Annotated in this window: 21 protein-coding genes; 8 read left to right on the top strand and 13 right to left on the bottom strand. The window is 38.9% G+C overall.

The features are described from left to right. Positions 1–42 precede the first annotated feature (42 nt). Positions 43–1,473 (bottom strand): pyridoxal phosphate-dependent aminotransferase, encoded by a 1,431-nt coding sequence (locus FTU22_RS15075; protein WP_078189059.1) that lies wholly within the window; start codon positions 1,471–1,473, stop codon positions 43–45. Between the two features lie 228 nt (positions 1,474–1,701). On the opposite strand from FTU22_RS15075, the gene msrB reads away from it, so the two are divergent. From msrB to FTU22_RS15060, 3 genes are all read left to right on the top strand, one after another. Further along, positions 1,702–2,121 carry a peptide-methionine (R)-S-oxide reductase MsrB gene (gene msrB / locus FTU22_RS15070; protein WP_111885906.1) on the top strand — a complete coding sequence of 140 codons (420 nt, stop codon included), beginning with the start codon at positions 1,702–1,704 and terminating at the stop codon, positions 2,119–2,121. Continuing rightward, the gene (locus FTU22_RS15065) at positions 2,118–2,606 is read left to right on the top strand and encodes a glutathione peroxidase (RefSeq protein ID WP_180095284.1); all 489 of its coding nucleotides are present in this window, start codon (positions 2,118–2,120) and stop codon (positions 2,604–2,606) included. Before msrB ends, FTU22_RS15065 begins: the two co-directional genes overlap by 4 nt. A 205-nt stretch (positions 2,607–2,811) precedes the next feature. Further along, entirely contained in the window at positions 2,812–3,228 is a 417-nt protein-coding gene (locus tag FTU22_RS15060; RefSeq protein ID WP_180095281.1) for an energy transducer TonB, read from the top strand. 365 nt (positions 3,229–3,593) lie between these two features. On the opposite strand, the gene dapC is transcribed toward FTU22_RS15060, so the two are convergent. The 5 genes from dapC to FTU22_RS15035 all read right to left on the bottom strand — a co-directional run bounded on the left by dapC (position 3,594) and on the right by FTU22_RS15035 (position 10,695). Continuing rightward, entirely contained in the window at positions 3,594–4,763 is a 1,170-nt protein-coding gene (dapC, locus tag FTU22_RS15055; RefSeq protein ID WP_180095278.1) for a succinyldiaminopimelate transaminase, read from the bottom strand. 24 nt (positions 4,764–4,787) lie between these two features. Beyond that, a complete protein-coding gene (gene glnD, locus FTU22_RS15050) occupies positions 4,788–7,454 on the bottom strand; it encodes a [protein-PII] uridylyltransferase (RefSeq protein ID WP_180095275.1) in 2,667 nt (888 codons plus the stop codon). 29 nt (positions 7,455–7,483) lie between these two features. Next, complete coding sequence (gene purT, locus FTU22_RS15045) at positions 7,484–8,698, bottom strand: formate-dependent phosphoribosylglycinamide formyltransferase (protein WP_180095272.1); 1,215 nt, start codon at positions 8,696–8,698, stop codon at positions 7,484–7,486. Between the two features lie 900 nt (positions 8,699–9,598). After that, complete coding sequence (ygaH, locus tag FTU22_RS15040; protein ID WP_078189050.1) at positions 9,599–9,946, bottom strand: L-valine transporter subunit YgaH; 348 nt, start codon at positions 9,944–9,946, stop codon at positions 9,599–9,601. After that, positions 9,943–10,695 (bottom strand): AzlC family ABC transporter permease, encoded by a 753-nt coding sequence (locus FTU22_RS15035; protein ID WP_078194362.1) that lies wholly within the window; start codon positions 10,693–10,695, stop codon positions 9,943–9,945. Before FTU22_RS15035 ends, ygaH begins: the two co-directional genes overlap by 4 nt. A gap of 103 nt (positions 10,696–10,798) precedes the next feature. On the opposite strand from FTU22_RS15035, the gene FTU22_RS15030 reads away from it, so the two are divergent. Together FTU22_RS15030 and FTU22_RS15025 are read left to right on the top strand one after the other, a co-directional pair. After that, entirely contained in the window at positions 10,799–11,278 is a 480-nt protein-coding gene (locus tag FTU22_RS15030; protein ID WP_078194361.1) for a hypothetical protein, read from the top strand. Between the two features lie 435 nt (positions 11,279–11,713). After that, positions 11,714–11,872, top strand: a complete 159-nt coding sequence (locus tag FTU22_RS15025) for a hypothetical protein (protein WP_180133541.1) — start codon at positions 11,714–11,716, stop codon at positions 11,870–11,872. A 96-nt stretch (positions 11,873–11,968) separates the two neighbouring features. Here the strand turns inward: FTU22_RS15025 and FTU22_RS15020 are convergent, their stop codons facing one another. Further along, positions 11,969–12,676, bottom strand: a complete 708-nt coding sequence (locus FTU22_RS15020) for a Crp/Fnr family transcriptional regulator (protein ID WP_180095271.1) — start codon at positions 12,674–12,676, stop codon at positions 11,969–11,971. Between the two features lie 100 nt (positions 12,677–12,776). On the opposite strand from FTU22_RS15020, the gene FTU22_RS15015 reads away from it, so the two are divergent. After that, positions 12,777–13,316 (top strand): DUF962 domain-containing protein, encoded by a 540-nt coding sequence (locus FTU22_RS15015; RefSeq protein WP_180023942.1) that lies wholly within the window; start codon positions 12,777–12,779, stop codon positions 13,314–13,316. 65 nt (positions 13,317–13,381) lie between these two features. Here FTU22_RS15015 and FTU22_RS15010 read toward each other — a convergent pair whose 3' ends face one another. Together FTU22_RS15010 and ychF are read right to left on the bottom strand one after the other, a co-directional pair. Beyond that, a complete protein-coding gene (locus FTU22_RS15010) occupies positions 13,382–13,774 on the bottom strand; it encodes a hypothetical protein (RefSeq protein WP_180095257.1) in 393 nt (130 codons plus the stop codon). 273 nt (positions 13,775–14,047) lie between these two features. Continuing rightward, positions 14,048–15,139 carry a redox-regulated ATPase YchF gene (gene ychF, locus FTU22_RS15005; RefSeq protein ID WP_078189045.1) on the bottom strand — a complete coding sequence of 364 codons (1,092 nt, stop codon included), beginning with the start codon at positions 15,137–15,139 and terminating at the stop codon, positions 14,048–14,050. A gap of 269 nt (positions 15,140–15,408) precedes the next feature. Here ychF and FTU22_RS15000 point away from each other — a divergent pair, with 269 nt between their 5' ends. After that, positions 15,409–16,173 carry a glutathione S-transferase family protein gene (locus FTU22_RS15000; RefSeq protein ID WP_180095268.1) on the top strand — a complete coding sequence of 255 codons (765 nt, stop codon included), beginning with the start codon at positions 15,409–15,411 and terminating at the stop codon, positions 16,171–16,173. 83 nt (positions 16,174–16,256) lie between these two features. Here FTU22_RS15000 and FTU22_RS14995 read toward each other — a convergent pair whose 3' ends face one another. Beyond that, positions 16,257–17,585: a hypothetical protein gene (locus FTU22_RS14995; RefSeq protein ID WP_180095265.1), complete on the bottom strand. Its 1,329-nt coding sequence runs from the start codon at positions 17,583–17,585 to the stop codon at positions 16,257–16,259. A gap of 483 nt (positions 17,586–18,068) precedes the next feature. Here FTU22_RS14995 and FTU22_RS14990 point away from each other — a divergent pair, with 483 nt between their 5' ends. After that, on the top strand, positions 18,069–18,539 hold the full coding sequence (locus FTU22_RS14990; protein ID WP_067763303.1) for an Lrp/AsnC family transcriptional regulator: 471 nt from the start codon (positions 18,069–18,071) through the stop codon (positions 18,537–18,539). Positions 18,540–18,628: 89 nt separating this feature from the next. On the opposite strand, the gene FTU22_RS14985 is transcribed toward FTU22_RS14990, so the two are convergent. The 3 genes from FTU22_RS14985 to FTU22_RS14975 all read right to left on the bottom strand — a co-directional run bounded on the left by FTU22_RS14985 (position 18,629) and on the right by FTU22_RS14975 (position 21,998). Next, a complete protein-coding gene (locus FTU22_RS14985) occupies positions 18,629–19,381 on the bottom strand; it encodes a YebC/PmpR family DNA-binding transcriptional regulator (protein WP_078194353.1) in 753 nt (250 codons plus the stop codon). Between the two features lie 300 nt (positions 19,382–19,681). Continuing rightward, on the bottom strand, positions 19,682–20,251 hold the full coding sequence (locus tag FTU22_RS14980; RefSeq protein ID WP_180095262.1) for a 1-acyl-sn-glycerol-3-phosphate acyltransferase: 570 nt from the start codon (positions 20,249–20,251) through the stop codon (positions 19,682–19,684). 1,021 nt (positions 20,252–21,272) lie between these two features. Further along, positions 21,273–21,998, bottom strand: coding sequence for an AAA family ATPase (locus FTU22_RS14975; protein WP_373886275.1), 726 nt, complete (start codon positions 21,996–21,998; stop codon positions 21,273–21,275). Positions 21,999–22,050: the final 52 nt, after the last annotated feature.

The following is a 22,050-nucleotide window of genomic DNA, read 5'->3' as shown; positions in this document are numbered from 1 at the left end:
CGTACAGGGCGTACGGTTTTTTATTTTTAAAGCACTTATGAATTAACGCATTTTCGCCAAGAAACGACCTAAACGAGTGAGTGCTTCACGTAGTTCATTTTCAGCAGGCAAGAACACCACACGGAAATGATCAGGTGTCGGCCAGTTAAAACCTGTACCTTGAACCAAAAGCACTTTTTCAGCACGGAGGAAATCTAACATGAATTTCTCATCGTCTTGGATTGGGTAAATTTCAGGATCCAATTTAGGGAAGCAGTACATAGCACCCTCTGGTTTCACACAAGATACACCCGGAATATCATTCAACATTTCCCAAGCAATGTTGCGTTGTTCATATAAACGACCGCCCGGACGGATGAGATCATTAATCGATTGATAACCGCCCAAGGCTGTTTGAATCGCATATTGCGCTTGGTGGTTGGCACACAGACGCATCGACGCCAACATGTCTAAACCTTCAATGTAATCTAGCGCGCGTGATTTATCGCCTGTAATTGCCATCCAGCCTGAACGGTAACCGGCAATTCGATACGCTTTAGATAAGCCATTGAAAGAAATACAGAGCTGATCGCCTGCCAATGACGCAACAGAGACATGTTCAATACCGTCGTAAACGATTTTGTCGTAAATTTCGTCAGCAAACAAAATTAAGTCGTATTTCTTCGCAAGAGCCACAATTTGCTCGAGCACATGACGTGGGTAAACTGCACCTGTTGGGTTGTTCGGGTTAATCACCACGATACCGCGAGTATTCGGAGTGATTTTACTTTCCATGTCGGCAATATCTGGATACCAGAAATTTTCTTCATCACATTTATAGTGAATAGCAGTACCGCCAGAAAGGTTAACTGCCGCTGTCCAAAGCGGATAATCCGGCATAGGCACTAGCATTTCATCGCCATCGTCGAGCAAGCCTTGCATTGCCATCACAATCAGTTCAGATACGCCATTTCCGACATACACGTCATTGACGTGCATGTTTAAGATGCCTTTTTGTTGATAATACTGACAAATCGCTTTACGCGCAGGGAAGATGCCTTTTGAGTCGGTATAACCAATTGCATTAGGCAGGTTGAGTGCCACGTCGTTAATAATTTCTTGAGGTGCTTCAAAACCAAAAGGAGCAGGGTTACCAATATTTAATTTAATAATTTTATGGCCAGCCTCTTCCATCTCATTGGCCGCTCGTAACACAGGTCCGCGAATGTCGTAGCAAACATGCTCGAGCTTAGACGATTTCTTAATTTCGCGTGGGGTGTTAAACGTATTCGGCATTTTTATATTCTCGGAAAGAGTGGAGGTCACTTTTGCATAACGGTATAAATAGCTTTTAAATGTCTCGGTCGTTACTAAATCGAGATGATGTTCGTCTCTGAGTAAAGCAACTATTTTTTCATGCGTAAACCCTGCCTGTTGATATTGTTTGATCACGGGCAGCAGATTTTTAAAAATTACGCTCTTTTTCTGCGACATTTTTTAATCCTGAGCAAGAGTAGCGCTAAGATTATCACTAAAGGTGCTCACAAAAAAGCATTTAATTTTGTATTTTGCTCACCACGATTTTATATTTGCTTACTTTTTGCTTTTTGGGTCATTATATAGATTTTGTAAATTGTTGAATAAAGACTAGAAATTTAAGATTGAATGACGTAAATATAGGATTATCCTATTTTAAATACCACGATATAAAGGGACGTCATCATGGGAAAACTCAATAAAACAGAAAGAGAATGGCAAAGAGAATTGTCGCCAGAAGAGTTTCGCATAACGCGTCAGAAAGGCACGGAGCAAGCTTTCACTGGAAAATATTGGAATACGAAACAAGCTGGCACGTATGTATGTCGATGTTGCGGGGAACCGCTTTTTTCTTCTGAAACAAAATACGATAGCGGTTGTGGTTGGCCGAGCTTTTATAAGCCGATTGAACCTGCTGCAGTAGAAGAAAATGTAGATACGACACACGGTATGGTCAGAACAGAAATTGTTTGTCATCATTGTGACGCACATTTAGGTCATGTTTTTACTGATGGCCCACAGCCGACTGGATTACGTTATTGTATTAATTCGGCATCCTTAGAATTAGAAACAAAACAAAAAAATGATGAGGAAACTTATCCATGACCACCATTCACCAGTTTGAAGCAGAATTACTGGACGGAAGTAATAAATCCTTTGCAGATTATGAAGGCAAGGTTTTATTAATTGTAAATACCGCTAGTAAATGTGGGTTTACTCCTCAATTTGCTGGTTTGGAGAAAATTTACGAACAATATAAAGATCAAGGTTTTGAGGTTTTAGGTTTTCCATGCAACCAATTTGGCGGACAAGATCCGGGTTCGAATGATCAAATTGGCGAGTTTTGTCAAAAAAACTATGGCGTATCTTTCCCGATGTTTGCCAAAGTGAATGTAAAAGGCCCTGAAGCGCATGTGATTTTCCGTTATTTAACCAATAACTCGAAAGGCGTATTGGGAAATGGCATTAAGTGGAATTTTACGAAGTTTTTAATTGGAAAAAATGGTCAGGTCTTAAACCGCTATGCACCCACGACCAAGCCTGAAACATTGAATGAAGATATTGAAAAAGCTTTGGCTCAGTCAAAATGAAGTGAATTATTGGCGGAACTGAGGTTGATATAAAGGCGCGGAAGCGTCTTTATTTTTTGGATGTTTTATACTGAAGTCTCTTTATTTGAAGGTCATAACATTGTTTAAGCAGATGGTTAAACGTCGAATTTGTGTTTTAACGTTTTTTTTACTCGTATATTTGAGTAAGGCATGGGCGGATAATAATCTGACTATATCTGAGTCTGTGGACACTTCTGTTGTAGTAAGCAATCTAGACCGTACGACAGATGCTCGTATTAACGCATTATTGCAATTATTAAAAACACCTATAGAAGAATACCAACCTACGCGTGTTGCCGATGTAATTGATCCACATGTAAAACCGAAAATGTATGAAGTCTCTTGGGTTAATGCACCGCAATATGTGCTGTCTGCGTCTGAGATAAAAACATATAAGCAACCTGTCAAACTACAGCTCACTGTGATTGCTGCAACAGGCTATATTGGTAGCTCAAAACTCATTGCAAGTTCGGGCTCTAAAAACTTTGATCAAAAAGTACAAAAATCCTTATTAGTTGCACGACTTGAACCTATTCCGATGGTCGATAAAAATCTCAGTTATACTGTTGAACATGAATTTACTGTTCATCCACCTCAATAAGCGCTAGCAAGAGGCAAGTCTTAAGTTCCATAAACGATCTGTTATTACTGGTGGATCTAATGAATAATGAAAGATATTACTTTGCAAGTAACTAAAACCTTTCGGATGTCTGTTTATCTATTCGCTTTACAACAACCCGTTATGACCATATTTATTTTTCATACAGCGTTAAACACTGAGCGAACCTCGAACATTTAAATTGGGTGGTACATTTGATTTCTAATGGTTTTCAATGATTTCTCAATAATTGTTTATAAGTAATTATTGCTAGATGATTAGCTTTGAATACGTGTTAAGAAATGACTCAAATAGAAATGCCCCAAATCTGGGGCATTTTTTGTTTTAAGCAAAACACTTTAAATCAATTAAAGTACTGCTTTTAAGCGACGAATCACTTCTTCACATTGGGCAATATCAGCAACCAGAGCTAAGCGGACATGGTTTTCACCCGGATTACCTTGTGCCGTATCACGCGATAAATAACGGCCTGGAAGCACTTTAACGTGTGCTTTTTCCATAAGCATTTTGGCAAAAGTTTCATCATTATCCACTTTTAACCAATAGTAGAACCCTGCATCAGGTTTTTGTAATGGTAGTAAGTGACCCAATTCGCGTTGGAATAATTCGAATTTTGCACGGTACTGTACGCGGTTTTCTTCGACGTGTGCTTCGTCATTCCAAGCTGCAATTGAAGCCAACTGGTGTTGAACAGGCATCGCAGCGCCATGATAAGTACGGTATTGTAAATAAGGTTTTAAAAGTGCCTCGTCACCTGCCACAAAGCCAGAACGCATACCCGGTAAGTTAGAGCGCTTAGACAATGAGTGGAATACCACGCAGTTTTTATAGTCATCACGGCCCAATTCAGCACAGACTTCAAGCAGACCAATAGGTGCTTCATCAAACCAAAGTTCTGAGTAGCATTCATCAGATGCAATCACAAAATTATATTGGTCAGATAGTGCTATCAGTTTTTTAAACTGTTCTTTAGAGAGTACGGCACCTGTAGGATTACCCGGTGTGCAGATAAACAATAAAGCGGTTTTTTCCCAAACTTCAGCTGGCACAGCGTCAAAGTCGCCAAGGTAGTTATTTTCTTCTGTACAGTTGATGAAGTAAGGTTCTGCACCCGCAAGTAAAGTCGCACCTTCATAGATTTGGTAGAACGGATTTGGCATCACCACATAAGGGGCATCTTCACGTTTAACCAAAGCTTGCACAAAAGAAAAAATCGCTTCACGCGTGCCTGACACAGGCAGGACGTTGGTATCTGCACTGATGCTATTGAGTTTAAAGCGACGGGTTAACCAATTTGCAATACTTGTGCGGAGCTCAGGTAAACCTTTACTGTTTGGGTAAGTGGATAAGTGCTGAAAATTATCAATAATGGCCTGTTTCACAAACTCCGGTGCAGGATGCTTTGGCTCACCAATCGATAGGGGAATCAAAGGCAAATCTGCGGGTTTCACATCCTGAAATAGCTTATTTAGCTTTTCAAATGGATAAGGGTGTAATAATGACAAACTGGAGTTCATGGAATGGATACCGATCAATTTAAGTTAATGATGACTACAAACCTGATTCGAAGCTTCATCGAGTGCTGACTTTAATTGTGCAGCAAACGTTTCCGCTTCTGAATCACTCATAGGTGAGCCATCTTTTTTAGTGACATAGAAAATATCTTCAGCACGTTCACCGAGCGTCGCAATTTTCGCAGAGTGAATATCTAGGCCTTGCATCATAAATAAACCACCGACTTTAGCAAGTAAGCCCGGATGGTCAAGTGTCGCAATTTCAACCATATTTTGTTGAAGCGCTTCATTAAAAGAAATACTCACGGTATTTTCAATATCAAAATGACGCAGTTGACGTGGAATGCGACGTTGCATCAGGCCTGGGTACTTGTCTGATTGGCTCAAGGCTTTTTTAAGCGCTTCAATAACGGTTTGCTCACGTTCAGGATCTGTTAATAAGGTGCCAAAACGGTCAAGTACAACATAAGTGTCCAAACTAAATGCAGTGGATGCAGTGATAATTCGAGCATCCTGAACATCTAGATTCATTCTGTCCAAAATAGCCACTGTGGTTGCAAACAAGTTAGGTTGATCTTGAGTGTAAATAAAGATCTGTACTGCATCTTGTGCAAATTTACGATGTGCTCGCATCATCACCAAAGGTTCTGCATTATTGCCATGTTTTAAAATGGCGCGCGTATGCCATGCGATTTCATCGGCAGATTCTTTTAGGAAATATTCATCACCGAGTTCTTGCCAAACAGTTTCTACATCGTAGAGCGAAAAATCGTTGACTAATAGTTCACTGGCCGCAAATTTAGTGTCTTCGATCAGCATTGGATAATCTACAGGACGACCCAAACCAGAACGAATCACATCACGCGCTTGTGTATACAGTTGGCGCATGAGGGATGCACGCCATGTATTCCAAAGTGTCGGATTGGTTGCATTGATATCAGCAACTGTCAAGGTGTAGAGATAGTCGAGATGCTCCATATCCCCCATTTTCTCAGCAAATTCTTTCACCACATCTGGATCGGAAATATCTTTTTTCTGAGAAGTGACGGACATTAGGAGATGGTTTTGAATCAACCATGCGACAAGGTTGCATTCACGTTCAGTAAACCCATGGGTACGGCAGAATTCAATTGCATCTGCTGCACCAAGTTCACTGTGGTCACCGCCGCGACCCTTGGCGATATCATGGAAAATTGCCGCTAAATAAACAATGTCACGGCGCGCCAGTCGTTGGAATACGGAGCTAACGACAGGGAAGTCCTTAGCAAATTCAGGCTCTTTAAAACGGTTTAAATTACGTAGTAGTAATAGGGTATGGGCATCGACAGTATAAATATGGAACAAGTCGTATTGCATGAGTCCCATGATTTGCCCAAAGGCAGGAATATAGTTGCCGAGCACACCATAACGTTTCATCGCCACCATGGTGTCGTATAAGCGGTAGGGTGAGCGAATGATCGCCATAAATAAGGCTTGATGTGCAGGATTGTCACGGAAGTTTTGATCAATACGTTTTGCTGCAAGTGACAATAGACGTAAAGTACGGGCACGAATCCCTTCAATTTCTGGACGATTCGCCAAGAGGTAGAAAATTTCTAGAATAGCACTTGGATTTTCAGAGAAAATTTTATGATGCTGTACTGCCAATTTGCCATCTACTAATTTGAAGTTAGCATTGATCTCTTCAATTTTACGTTCATAGTCAGGTAAGCGTGGCGTAATGACAGATTCATTAAAATAAGCCAAGAGCATTTCATTTAACGTCGTCACTTGCTGAGCGCTACGATAGTAACGTTTCATGAACTGTTCGATTGGATAATTCGGTGATTTACCTTCTTCGCGCTGATAGCCAAATTTAGCAGCAATGTCACGTTGATAATCAAACAATAATCGGTTTTCGTCGCGCTTGGTTAAGCGATGTAAATGATGACGGATTTCCCAAAGAAAGCTTTCTGTTTCTTCAAGAACACCCAGTTCAAACTCTGAAATAAAACCTAAATGTACAAGGTCATAGATGCGATTGACACGGAAATGACGCTTAGCAATCCAGCCGATTTGGTTGATATCACGGATACCGCCGGGCGCATTTTTAATATCGGGTTCTAAGTTGCTTTCGGTATTGTTATGTTGTGCATAGCGTTTGGCTTGCTCTTGCATTTTGGCATCATAGAATGTTTTATCCGTCCATGTCTGTGACACGATACGGCGTGGCCATTTGGCTAGGTGTTCATTGCCCACAATCAAACGTGCTTCGATCAGAGCTGTTGCCACGGTTAAATCATTGGTAGCTTGAGCAACACAATCATTAATGGTACGCACACTGATGCCCGGCTTGAAATTACCAACATCCCAAAGTGTTGAAATAAAGCTCGAGATGAGTTTTTCTTGTTCTGGGCTGATTTCATCTTCAGACAAAATCATGATATCGACGTCGGAGTAAGGCAGCATTTCACGGCGACCATAGCCGCCGACGGCAAACAAACCGAGATCGGTTTGGTCGAGTTCAGCATGTGTCCATAAGAACTTTAAAGCTTCATCGATCAGGTTTGATCGAGCCAAAATCACATCACGAATCGACTGTCCATTTTCAAAACATTCCTGTAGCTGATTTTCAACATCTGAGCGCCATTGGTTAATCGCCTGAATGTCGTGGTTACTTTTAATGTAATTCAGCAGAGGAAGCGTATTGATCATGAACAGTGGTCCGTTAAGGTGTTACAAACTTAGTTTTGTTGAACACTGACTTGTTGTGCAGCATGTTGAGCAAGTTCACGCGCGTGATCTGTGGTTTCAGCACGTGCTGTTGCTACGCCCATACGGCGACGTTTAAAGCCTTCTGGTTTACCAAAGAGGCGTAAATCGGTGTCCGGATTAGCCAAAGCAAGATTTAAGCCAGTAAATGATAAATTGGTATCATCCAAGCCTGCATAGATGACTGCGCTTGCAGCAGTACTGTGTCGAGCAGTATTCACAGGCAGACCAAGAATGGCACGTGCATGCAGTTCGAATTCGCTTTGGAATTGCGATGCAAGAGTGACAAGGCCTGTATCGTGTGGACGAGGTGATACCTCACTAAACCATACTTTATCGCCTTTGACAAATAGTTCCACGCCAAAAATGCCACATCCACCTAATGCAATGGTTACTTTATTGGCAATACGTTTGGCTTCTTCTAATGCAAGAGCAGTCATGAGTTGTGGCTGCCAACTTTCTACATAGTCGCCAGCATCTTGGCGGTGGCCAATTGGGTCGCAAAATGATGTTTCAATTTCACCTGTTTCTGCATTTTTAGCACGAACAGTTAGCAGGGTGATTTCAAAGTCAAAGTCAATTTGTGATTCCACGATCACTGTACCTTGATTTACACGCCCACCTGTTTGTGCATATTCCCAAGCAGCATCGACTTCATCAAAGCTTTTTACACGTGACTGTCCTTTACCCGAAGACGACATGACAGGCTTAACAAAGTTTGGATAGCCAATGTCATCGCATGCAGCACGGAACGCTTCAAGTGTGTTGGCAAATCGGTAGGCTGAAGTCGGTAGTCCAAGCTCTTCGGCAGCTAGACGGCGAATCCCTTCACGGTTCATCGTCAGGTTGACAGCTTTTGCAGAAGGAATGACAGTGGCAATATTTTGTTCTTCAATCTCGACCAAAACTTGAGTCGCAATGGCTTCAATTTCAGGGACAATCAAATGAGGCTTAACTTGAGCAATTAAAGCTTTAAGTGCCTGAGGATCTGCCATATTTAAAGTATGAGAAAAATGTGCAACTTGCATGGCAGGAGCATGGTCATAACGATCGGCAGCATGAACTTCTACACCCAAACGTTGCAATGAAATCACAACTTCTTTACCGAGTTCACCAGAACCTAACAGTAAGACTTTATACGCTGAAGACTGAAGTGGAGTACCAATAGTGACGCTCATGTAAATCATCCATGCTTGATTTTATGGGAATTTAAGCATAGCAGAACTTGTTCGAGAGATAAGCGAGTGTTCACATAAATAAATGATATTGTCCAACAATTTTTTTTATATCTTTATGGGTAAGCGTTCGTGTAATTATTTATCTGTGAAAACCTTTAAAAAGTGGTATTTAGTTGTTTTTATTTAAATTCACTTTAAATATGCCTGCATTTTTTACAGATGCAGGGAATGGCTTAATATCCAAATTCGCACATTGAAGCGCACGGAGCTGCACAGATGTTTGACGGAAGTTGGGCCAGTACAGTAATCCGAGCAGTGGTACGGCGCATATACATAAAATCAATATTAAGCCAATTACAATGGCAGTGAAATAGAGTGCGTCTGCAGCCACCGATAGAAGGTGAAATGATGAATTGAGCCATGAACTGAGGCTGAAAATGCACAATAGAAAAATCAATAAGAAGCCGATCAGCTGCAGAAAATTGCTGAACAGACGAGGCATCGATATGTGTGAAAACATCAGACGACGTGGATTTAAGTGCAGAATCTGCTGTGTGCAGTTATATAAGCCCACAATCTTTTGTTGCTGATTTTTCTCTATATAAATGGCGCGGATCAGATCTGCAGGTTGGCAATGTACAGCGCAGAAATTACCACTGAACAGCTAGCTTTGAATGAAGCATTGAAAATATACGCTTTCGATGGGCCTATACAGTCCCCAACTCAATTTAGATGGTTGTATAGAATGAATATAAATTTTGCCTTGAATAAAATGGTACTTTGCCATCTATTGGTTTTCGCTAGATTTTTTATGTTATGCGTTGACTATCTCATAAATATTGCTAATTAAAAGGCACAGGCTGAAGAAGCTTGTGCTTGAGGGAGATTTGGATTGTCGCTGACTTAGCTTTAGAGGTGAAAAGGTATATAGGTATAAACTAAGCCGTAAGTCAGTGCCGCAGTCAGTGTAGCAGGGACAATTTTTTTAAACTTGAAATACAAGCCTGCAAGCACAGCAAAACCAACCAACATGGCAAAGCTTTTATTTGGTGTCTCAAGCAGAGGTGGTAAGGTTGCAACCACCAACATTGAACTAATTGCGGCAATGCCAATCGAGCCCAAAGCGATTTTGAGCCATAAAGAACCACGCTGCTGTGAACCTTGCTGAAATTTCTGAATTACAAAAAATGGCCCAAACCGTGATGCAAAATTTGCAATCCCGACCAAGATCCCAACCAAGATAATTTCTAGATTCATGATGCTTCACCCATATGTTCAGGATCAGGTTTTTTTAAGACATAATGTTTGAATAAACCGGCAAAAATACCAGAAGAAATACCGATAAAAATCGCAGCAGACAAGTCGATAAAGTAACAAGCAATCGCAGAAACAATAATTGTAACCGTGACCACAAATGTATGTTTTTTCTCAAATGCTGCGAGTAAAAAGCTTAAAAACAATGCAGGCAGTAGGAAGTCGAGTGCGGCTTGTAAAAATTGTGGAAGGTTGCTGACTTGATCGGCAAATAAACCGCCTAAAAATGAGCCTGTTGCCCAAGACAGCCAACTAAATAAGCTGAGTCCTAACATCCAAGATTCTGACCATTCTTGACGACGTTGCGACAGTTTGATCATACCTGATGCAAAAACTTCGTCGGTTAAACCCCAAGCCCAAACTGCCGTTTTCTTTAAATTGAGTCGGTCTTGAATCAGGTTTTGTAAAGCAGGACCGTAGAGCAAATGGCGTATATCGAGAGCAATCACAGTGAGTGCAGTCATCCAAATGGATGTTCCACTTCCCAGTAACGCAACGACGAGAAACTGACTGGCACCTGCATACATAGAGCATGATAAAAATAAGGCTTCCCACGCAGTGAAACCAAATTGAGTCGCAGAAACCCCAAATGCAAAAGAAACAGGAAGATAGGTAAAGATAATGGCTTGACTATCTTTAGCACCTTGCCAAAAACCCGCAGGCTGAACTGTAGGAAGTTTGTGCTCAGACACGACACACCTTTGAAAGAGTTGAACAACAGGTCAAATGATGATTGAGTATTGTACGCGAATTCACTAGCATATTGCCGAATATGTTTGCTGAAATGAGCTGGATATGCAGAGGTTAAAGATGCGTGGGATACTGATTGTTTCATTATTGAGCAGCACGGTGTTGTTGCAGGCCTGTGGTAATGATGGAGCTGAACAAGCTCAAGTCGAAATTAAAGCAGCACCCAAATTAACCAATGATGCAACGGAGTATGCTGCCAAAGCTTGGGCGTTTATCAATGAAGCCGATCCGATTGTTTATGCAAAGCAAGTCGATCAGATGGAAGAGAAAGTCCGTGTTCCAGCACGTAAATTGAGTACCGAATGGCGTATCAATGTCAAAATGACCGATTCTGTGACTGAAGGTAAATATGCACTGTGTCGTAAAGCTTTAACAAGTCTGGAAATTTGGGCACGTGAAAGTATTGATCAGAGTTCGACTGTTGCACAAAAGCAAGCAGATTATGAGCGTGATAAAAATCAATGCAAAGGTGCGATTGAAAACCCTGAACTCGGAAATACCGATCCGAAAAAAGTAGGCATTTAACCCGATCAAAGCAGTGAATTTTCACTGCTTTTTTTTGGAAAATATCAAAAAACAAGAATAAATCTATAATAGAGGATTGGAAAATTCTCCTAAAATCATCGCTATTTCATATAAAAAATTAAATCAGTGCGCTGCCGTAGTATTGAGCTAAATTCCAAATTGCATGGTTGTTTTCTGAAGTTAAATAGACAAAAAGCATTGATTATTAAGTACATAATTATTTTTTATAAAGATTCATTGATAAAAAATACTCCATTTTAGAACGCTAGTCGTCTGTCTTTTTCTTTAATTAATATCTTTAAAATATTAATAATACAAAGCATAGATAATGTGATAAAAAATTAAAATTATCATTATTTGATAAAATGTGTAAAAATAACTGCGTAAAAGATGAAGTATGTAAATTAAATTAAAGACGTTGAAAAGGTGATTAAGATGAAAAAAACATTAATGATGTTATCGGTTTTGGCTGTTTTGACTACAGCAGTCAATGTACAAGCAGCGACTGAAGATAAATCAGAAGCATCAACTCAAGAAGTTGCAGCATGTACAAATGGTTTTGACAGTGTAAATGTTTGCCAATTATTGTCGTGATCAAAACTCGATAAAGCGAAGTGCCACAAATAAAAGCAAAATAACTATAAAGAATCATTCTGGTGCAATTAAATGCACTTATTTAAATCACAAATGTCAGACATCATGCACAGGAAGTGCATGAGCAATCTGATGTAACTGCGCTAGATCTAAAATTTCAATTTGTTTAAACGCAACACGAAGCACCTGCATTTTTTCCAACTGCTGAAGCTCCTGATTGACTGATTGTCTTGAGCAATTCATCAGTTGCGCGAGTTGTTCCTGTGAGATGTATATGGTGTGTTGTTCAATTTCCAAATGATTCCCATATCCATTTAAAATAAACAGCAGACGCTGTGCGAGACGTTGACTTAAACTTTGCGTTTGTAAGGCAATGAGTTCCATAAAGGCATAGCGAAGCTTTTGACTGGTGAGCTGGGCAATATGAAACCAAAACTCAGGGTGTTGTTGTAATAATTGCTGAATTGCTTGAGCCGGCAAGTGTAATAAGGTGGACTTTTTGGTACAGATGGCATCGTGAGAGCGTGGTAATTGGTCAACCAAGGATATTTCGCCAAACCACATAATCGGCTCAGCAATGGCGGCAATCGCTTCTTTGCCATGAATATCAAAATAGCCTAAGCGAACTGCGCCTTCTAAGACTGCATACATACCATTAAAACGCTGTCCTGATAAAAAAACACGTGCGTCTTTTTCGAAAGTTAAGGTCAGGGCATGGCGGCAGATAAAGTCTTGGAAGGAAATATTTAAGCCTGAATACCACACATTTTTATTGAGTTGATGCACATATTGAGCGTCCAGCACAGCATATCCTTATTTTATGGTCCAACTTGTCTATTAGATGACAACTTTATTGATGCATTTTTTATATAGTGAAATGAGTGAATGAACAAGGAGTAAGTTAATGAGCAAACTTGAAAGACTGCTGAGCCAATATGCAGCATATCATTTAAATCGAAAAAATGTGCTGACGCATTTTGTGGGTATTCCGCTTATTGTGTTTTCAATTATGTGTCTAACCGCACGAGCAGGGCTAATGATTTCGGGTTTTGAACTGACTCTTGCATTGTTGTTGATTATTGCCAGTGTCATTTATTACCTGAGTTTAGATAAAATTTTCGGTTTGATCATGCTTTTGGTGTTTGCCGTCACATATCCCTTAGCCTTAATGATCGCAAAAATGAGCCTTATGTCATGGTTGATCTGGAGTGTGGGGATCTTTGTTGTGGGTTGGATCATCCAATTTATCGGTCATTATTATGAAAAGAAAAAGCCTGCGTTTATGGATGATGTTATTGGCTTGGCAATAGGGCCTTTATTTGTCCTAGCAGAGTTTGTGTTTCTACTCGGCTTTCGTAAAGAGCTTGAACAACGCATGTTGACAGAAGCAAGAAGACAGCGTGCAGAGATGGATGCAAAAGCATTACATATTGCTCACCCATAAATGATTTGAATAAAAAAGCCGGATAATTCCGGCTTTTTTTTTACGATGTGTTAATTCTCAACTGTTTAGGATTTCACAGCAACTTTATGTTGTTCCGCTGCCACCTTTTGTGCAGCGATTTTTGCTTTTGCGTCAGTATTTGCAGCTTTGGCAGCATGGGCTGAAGTTTTAGCTTCTGATTTTGCTTGTGTTGCAAGATGCTGTGCTTGAGCTGCATCATGTTTTGCTAATTTTTGATTATGTTTCACTTTACTCTGAGCCAATTGGCTGGCTTGTTTTGCATCGTGTCGAGCGACTTTTGCATCATGCTGCGCAACTTTTGCTGCATGTGTAGCAGTACGTTCCTGATGTTTTGCATCTTTTGCAATGGAAACACAAGTACCACCTTTATGGTTTGCACCTGTGCCACCTGTAAGTGTGGTGCCTTGTGGACATGCAAACGCAGTTGCACTAAGCATTGTAAAGATACCTGCTGTTAGAATTGTGCTGATTTTTTTCATTGCTATTGTTCTATGAAAATAGGCATTAGTGCCTATGAGTAAATTTATAGCAGAATATTCGAGAGTTAAGTTGTTGCACTGTGGCCACTTGGCAATTAAATCAAGTATTCGTGTCGATATAATTTTGTTTTTAAGCAGGTTTTAAGTTTTTAAATATGCTTATTTTTTGGCTTGGGCTTTTGCCTAAAATTAAAAAAGCCAGCAAATTGCTGGCTTTTTATGGGTACTGTCTTATACGTTAAAACGGAAGTGTAAAACATCGCCATCTTGAACGATGTATGTTTTACCTTCTAAACGCCATTTACCCGCTTCTTTAGCGCCAGCTTCACCGTTGTATTGAACGAAGTCGTTGTAGGCAACACATTCAGCACGAATAAAGCCTTTTTCGAAGTCAGTGTGAATCACACCAGCAGCTTGAGGTGCAGTTGCACCAATTTTCACTGTCCAAGCACGAACTTCTTGTACACCCGCTGTGAAGTATGTTTGAAGGCCGAGTAAGCCATAACCTGCACGAATAACTACGTTTAGACCAGGTTCTTCCATGCCTAAAGCTTCAAGGAATTCCGCACGGTCTTCGTCTTCAAGTAATGAAATTTCTGCTTCGATTTGGTTGCAAAGTGGAACCACAATCGCATTTTCTTCAGCAGCTAATTTTTGTACTGCTTCTAAGTGAGGGTTATTTTCGAAACCATCTTCTGCAACGTTGGCAATATACATGGTTGGTTTAAGGGTTAAGAAGCCATAACCACGCACCAATTTACGTTCATCTTCATCAAGGTCAGCTGCACGCGCAGGTTTACCTTCATCCAGTAAAGGTAAAATTTTGTCTAAAACCGCTTTGGTCGCAATCGCTTCTTTATCGCCACCTTTTGCAGATTTTGCTAGACGTGTAATTGCTTTAGAAACAGCTTCTAAGTCAGCAAGTGCAAGTTCAGTGTTGATTGTTGCGATATCGTCAAGTGGATCAATTTTGCCATTTACGTGAATGACATTCTCGTCTTCAAAACAACGTACAACATGTGCAATAGCATCCGTTTCACGAATGTTAGCTAAGAATTGGTTACCAAGGCCTTCACCTTTAGATGCACCAGCAACGAGACCTGCGATATCCACAAATTCCATCGTGGTTGGGACAACACGTTGTGGGTTTACAATTTCAGCAAGTTTATCCATACGTGGGTCAGGTACAGGTACAATCCCAGTATTTGGCTCAATTGTACAGAATGGGAAGTTTTCAGCAGCAATCGCAGCTTTGGTTAATGCGTTGAAAAGCGTTGATTTACCAACGTTCGGCAGGCCGACAATACCACAGTTAAAACCCATGAAATAACTCACAAAGTATTATAAAAAAATTGTGGATGATTTTACATGAAAGCCATAATAAAGTCAGGTGATATGGGAAGGAGAATGTATATCTTATTGAATCGCGCAGAGATAGAGATGAATTCACGTCTGAATAAAGCTTAAGTTGCACTACGGATGCAGAATAGGTGCAAAAATGACATTGTGTTTCAATAACACAGTGACTAAAGTATCCCTATAAAATTACTGGGTTTTATAAACTACAGTTACAACAAAAACTTGGAGCATTTATGCGAACTCTCTACCAGTTTCCACTCTCACATTTTTGTGAAAAGGCGCGCTGGTTACTCGATCATAAAGAGTTGGATTATGTGGCTCATAATTTAATGCCGGGTGTACATCGTGCATTTGCACAGCTTAAAACAGGGCAAAACAAATTACCGATTTTACGTGATCAAGATCATTGGGTTGCAGATTCAACTCAAATCGCCTTTTACTTGGATGCGACCTACCCCGAACATAGTCTGATCCGTCCAGATGTCAAACTGCGTGAAGACGCTTTAGAAATTAATGAACTCTCCATTGAGTTAGGCCAACATGTGCGCCGTTGGGGGTTGGCACATGTATTAAATGAAAGTGAAGAATCACTTGATATTTTAATTGGTGAAAAGGGCTATTTACGTCAGTTTGAAAAATATTCCAAGCCCATTATAAAGGCACTGATTTCTAAAGGTTATCAATTAGATACGGATAAGGTTGCGGCTTCACGTGAGCGATTGGACGAAATTGTGGTTGATTTAAATCAACGTCTGATCGAACAAGGTGGGCGTTATTTTGTAGGCGACCGATTAGGTTTGGCTGATATTGCAGTGTGTTCAATGTTAGCCCCGATATTAGAGATTGTTGGAACGCCGTGGGAAAAAGAGCATGGCGAAACCTTGTCAGAAGAGTTTAAAGCTTACAAAGCCTATTTGAGCGATTTGCCTTTAGGTCAATATGTGCAACGTATATACCAAACAGAACGGAATGCACGGGTAGATTGGCGTGGTGTATAACCCCTTTATATGAAAACTTTGTGTCATGCTGCTTTAAAAAAGCGCGCCTAATGGCGCACTTTTTTTTATTAGACTTTCAATCCTTAAATATAGCTTTGTTGTTGAATATCCATAATATTCAACACTGGACTGATACTATCGGCTTGTAAAGTATTCAGCGGCATAACAGGGTAGAAGATATTTCCTAGCGCATCTTTAATACTTGGGATGATGGTGGAGATATCAAAATCACCTTGAGCAGAACCTAAATTTTCCAATAGGTCATTAATATTCGGTAATTGGCCTGTGAGGTTTTCAGTCAATTGGTTGAACTGATCCGTAATAGAACCCAGATCAATTTTTTCTGGAGCAAGATTGCTGAGTAAATCGCCAATATTTGGAATGGTCAGTTGATCGAGGAACTGAGTCGCTTCACCATTACTGTCCATCAGAGCAATGACTGGTTTCAACGAGTCAATCACTTGATTTAAATCAGTTGAAAGCGTCAGTAAGGATGGATTGTTGACCACATCCAAAATGGTGCTCACGCTATTTAATACATCATAAATCGCTTTGACGGTTTGAGCCTGATCCGTATCGATGACATCGCTTTTTGCCAGTAAATCTAATAGCGGATTAAGTCCTTTGATCACCCCTGAAATGGTCTCAGGGATATTGCCTTGGTTGGCTGATGAAATGGCGGTCACTAGATTGGTCACACTTCCAATCACTGTCGGTAAAGCATGACTCAACTGTTCCATATCAATAGTTGAGTTGTCTTTATTGATTGAAGCTAATAAAGGTAGGAGGGCACTCGTTGCACCTTGTGCAATTTGCCCAAAGTCGATGTTTCCAGAAGACGAGCTCCCAATCATCTGAATAATGGGTTGCGCATATTCTAAAACTTGACTGAGTGTATTGATAATTTGCGTTGAATCCGTTGACCCAGTTGCGCTTCCAAGCATAGCAAGCAGTGGTTTGATGGCATTTACAGCGCTGCTGATATTGTCAGGAAGATTGCCTTGATTATTGGTGCTACTCAGTAAACTTTGCAAGCTGTTGACAATGGTAGGTAAAGATTGAACCAACTGATTCATCTCTGTTGAGCCAGCGTTGCTACCTAAGTTTTGTAGGAGTGGTTGCAGAGTTGTCATCAATGTCTTGAGTGCATCCGAATTTGAACCGTTATTGGATGTAAGACTTTGAATCGTGCTAATCACTTGCGGAAGCGTTTTAGTCAGTGCGCTAAAATCAAAAGACTTTGTGCCACCTAAATTACCCAATAATCCTGTCAGCGTATCCGTGATATTGGTTGTAGGTTTAAGCGGGCTAAGTAGGTTACAGACCGTGCTGCTATTTGTACTGAGCTGTAGGGAAGGACTTAGTACAGAACTTAATTTTGAGTTGAGTGAACTCAGTGATTTAATTGCCATGTTTATTCTTCCGTTTTTGTTTTTTTGTATATTTATGAACCGCCGCTATTTTTTAATGTAATTACCAAATCTAGTAAATAAGTGAAAAAAGCAAAATGTGAAATAGAGCGCACATTGAAAAATAAAGTAAAAATAAAAAGTTGAAAAATATAAAATAAAATTTATTTTTCTTTTATCTGAAATTGATTTATTCAGATCAATGGAATGCATCGAGAAGCTTTATTGGTAGGTTGTCTAAAGACGTCATTTAGAATATAAAAACTAAACTTTGATGAAAAAACATTCATTTAAACACGATATTTATGCAAATTATTATGTTCATAATGCATATGAGCTTTATTATTTTTAATAAATCATGCTATACATGAGAAAACTTGCACATAAATGCTGATTTTAAAACTTAAAATAACATTGAAAATGACAACAGGTGTTTGATGAATCTGGATCATCAGCACTGTTTTCAAAAATGGCTGGAGTAGACTGATGGAACTAGACCGTTTTGATAAACAAATTTTAGAAATTTTGACCCATGAAGATGTCAATTTAAATGAACTGTCAGAGCGGGTGAATTTATCGGTCAGTTCAGTTCATCGTCGGATCAAACAATTGATTGATCACAATATTATCAGTGGTCTAAAACGTGAAATTAATTATCAAAAATTGGGCTTTAGTTTGCATGTACTGCTGCAGGTGTCCTTAAGCAAACATGATACCGATACATTTGCTAAATTTTTAGAAGAACTTGAAAGTATTCCAGAAGTCATCAATGCATTTTTAGTGACAGGGCAGTCGGCAGATTTTATTGTTGAAGTCGTTGCGCGTGATATGGAAAATTATAGTGAAATTTTACTCAAGCGCATTGGTAAAATTGAACACGTAGTTGCATTACATTCGAGCTTTGTAATTAAACAATATAATGTTTTTAACTGTAATGGCTTATTAAATAAGGTTTAAATGCAGCCCTCATATATAAACTCAAACAGTTGAAAGCTAGGCAATAAAAAACGCACCGAAGGGTGCGTTTTATACTTCACTCGATTGAACTATAGAGCTTCTAACTCAGCCATCACTTCATCGGTGAATTCAACGTTGGTATACACGTTTTGAACGTCGTCAAGATCTTCAAACATATCAATCATTTTGATGATTTTTTTCGCTTGTTCGATATCTGAAATTAACGCTTTAGTTGAAGGGTTCATGACCACTTCGGCGTTATCAGATTTTAAACCTGCTGCTGCAAGTGCATCCTGAACCTCACCGAAAGTTTCAGGTGTGGTGATAACTAGAATTTCATCTTCATCTACTTCAATATCTTCAGCACCAGCTTCTAAAGCGATGTCCATGATTTGATCTTCTAAAGAAACATCTTCAAAAGTAATCTCACCACGTTTAGTAAACATATAAGCCACTGAACCTGCAGTACCTAAATTACCATCAGTTTTCGAGAAGCAATGACGAACGTCAGGAACAGTACGGTTCAAGTTATCCGTCATTGTTTCAATGATGACCGCAACACCACCAACGCCATATCCTTCGTAGGTTACTTCTTTTAGATCGGTATTTTCTTCACCACCCACACCACGTTGGATCGCACGGTTGATGGTGTCACGTGTCATGTTTGCAACTAATGCTTTTTCAACAACAGCACGTAAACGTGGGTTAGACGCTACATCACCGCCGCCTAAGCGTGCAGCTGTCACGATTTCACGGATAAATTTTGTGAATACTTTAGCGCGGCTTGCATCTTGTTTTGCTTTACGATGCTTAGTATTAGCCCACTTGGAATGACCCGCCATGCGAAATATGCTCCTTGTAGATTGGCCTTATGCCTATCAAATTGAGCAAATTCTACCATAATGGCTTTTTTGTGTGAAAGTACTGGATTTCAGGAAATGTGTAGTTGAAAAAAAAATATCCAAATTTGAGAAAATAATGCGAAATGTCTAAACACCCGTACTGTAATTTTTCTTATGATGAGAATCGGGCTGAAAGAGTAAGTTCGATCTTTTTATAAAAGGAAGATATAAATGCACAATGCATTGAGCATGTGACATTTATATCTTTAAATACGTATTTCGTTAAAACATGAATGGCGCTTAGTCTTTATTTTTAGGTTCAGGGATCACGATGTCTAAACCTACTTTATCTTTATAGAGCTGCTTGATTAAGGCTAAATCGTGATCGAGCTCAGTCGGGTAAATCTTACCGAAAATACCACCTTGTTTGGTTTTTGAGTTGGCATACATTAATACAATCGGCACACCTGCTGCTTTAGCAATATACCAAAAGCCTGTACGAATTGGTTTTCGTGCTTCACCACGTACTGCACGGGTCGCTTCTGGAGCAATGACTAAATTAAATTTTTCGCTAGCTTTAAAATGCTCAACCATTTGAGTCACGATGTCTTTATTGGCTTTACGGTCTACAGGAATACCGCCAATCGCTTCAAGAACAGGTTTAAATGGACCTTTAAAGAGTTCTTTTTTAATCAGCGTGTGAATTTTAATGTCGTAAATTTGGCAAAGGGCCAGTGAAAGAACAGCATCCATCATTGAGGTGTGTTCAAAGCCGACGATCACTTGTTTATTTTCTAAAACATCAGGTTCTACGTGGTATTTCCAGCCTGCAAATTTAAATGCAGATTCGCCAATAAACTTTTTCAACATAGTCGGTGATACAGTGATTTTAAAAAGGTGTAATTTCTGCTTGTTTGTCCTATGAGTCAAGAGCATTTAAGTGAGCTTTAATCCGAATTGTGCATATATTTCAAATCGGATTAAAAAAGAGGGCTGAAGTCTTATATTTTTTAGCAATAAATCGGTTAAATTTTATATAGCAAAGCTATCATCATAGATAAAAATACTCTTAAAAATTTGCTAAATATGGCTAGGCACCGTCAGAAATTCTTATTAGACTTTTGTCGTAGGTTAAAACTTTTAACCTGTTGGTCTTAACTCGTTTTCTAACGGAGAACTCAAGCATGATTTATTTAACTGCTGTGTTATTCGCTGTTGCTATGTTTGCTTTGATTGTTATTTGGTCAATTATTGAGTTTTATTTGGACTTAAGAAAGCCTGAACAGGTTGAGTCTTAATATTTGCGCTTTTAAAATGCGAAATATGTAGTATCTCTAAAAATCATGAATCAAAAAACATTTGCTTATAATGAATAAAATAATATCTTTTAAGTATAACAAATCGTGACTTAATTTATGGGTATTTAGAACTTAAGCTTTTAAATTTTTCTTGAATGTATTTCTTTGAAACCCACTTCTCGTATTAACCAATCGTGGCTTACTCAAGTTGGCTTGAAATTTTGTACGTATCTATATGTTATCTGCCATATCTTTTAAAGGCTTAGACTGACTTTATTTAGTTTTTAACATTAAAAAACCCCTCACGATTAATGCACGTAAGGGGTTGTTTTATATGGTGGGCCCACACGTTACCATACTATCCTGTATAATACTGAAAAATAAATGATTTATTTTTAAAAGAATAAAATGATACAAAGTCGGATACATAGAAAATTATATGTAATTTTTTGTAATATAACACCTTAAAAACCATGAATATCTTGAATAAGTTTTGTAACCATTTGATATTTAAATAGTTTAACTTATTCATACATTATATATGAATAAGTTAAAAGCTTTTAAAATCAATACTTTAATTAAATACATTCAACTTATTCAGTAATTAATCTCCAAAACCATTCTTTTTTCTTAATAGATTCAATCTTACTTTCATTTTTTAAAAGTTTAATTGCTCTGCGATATGTACTCTCGCTTACTTTGTTAGTATGAATAATAAATTTCTCAAGTTTTTTAGACTCAATTACTTGTTCTTCACTCAAGTAATCTAAGATTAAAAGCCGAGCACGAGAAATAGTAGAATCTTTCTCTATTGCATTTTCTTTCGAGTCATATTTCAAAAGTTCATCATAATCACTTTCAAGATATTCAGTCCATTTAACACGAGTTGTATTGATATTTATATCAACTATAAAGTCTTCGATTTCATAGACTAATGCACCTTTCAATCTTGTAATATTACTTTTTGCTCTAACTAAAATCTTTTTTCCGTTAATTACTAAAATAATCCACACCATTCTTGCAAACGCAGTAAATGCTTGGGAACCAATAATTTTATCTACGGGAGAAGCAGTAGGTAGATTACTTTTGGAAAAATGTGTTATACCGACAATTGCACAATTATATTTTTGAGCGAGTTCAACAAATATAGCCAAAGATTTTCGGACTTCATTTGATTTATGCATATCTCCAGATATTACAGAAACTATTGGATCAATTATAATTAATTTAATATTTGAGTCTTCAATGGCTTTGTTGCACAAACCTATCTGTAAAGGCTTTTTCAGCGATATAATTTTCAAATGAAGAAGCCTACACACAAAATCTACCGCACAACCAATTGGCCCGCATATAACCGAGCACTCATGAGTC

Source organism: Acinetobacter sp. YH12076 (genome assembly GCF_013419525.1).
In the GTDB taxonomy this organism is placed as follows: domain Bacteria; phylum Pseudomonadota; class Gammaproteobacteria; order Pseudomonadales; family Moraxellaceae; genus Acinetobacter; species Acinetobacter amyesii.
The sequence above is the reverse complement of the archived record's forward strand: the minus strand, read 5'-3'. Positions and strand labels throughout refer to the sequence as shown.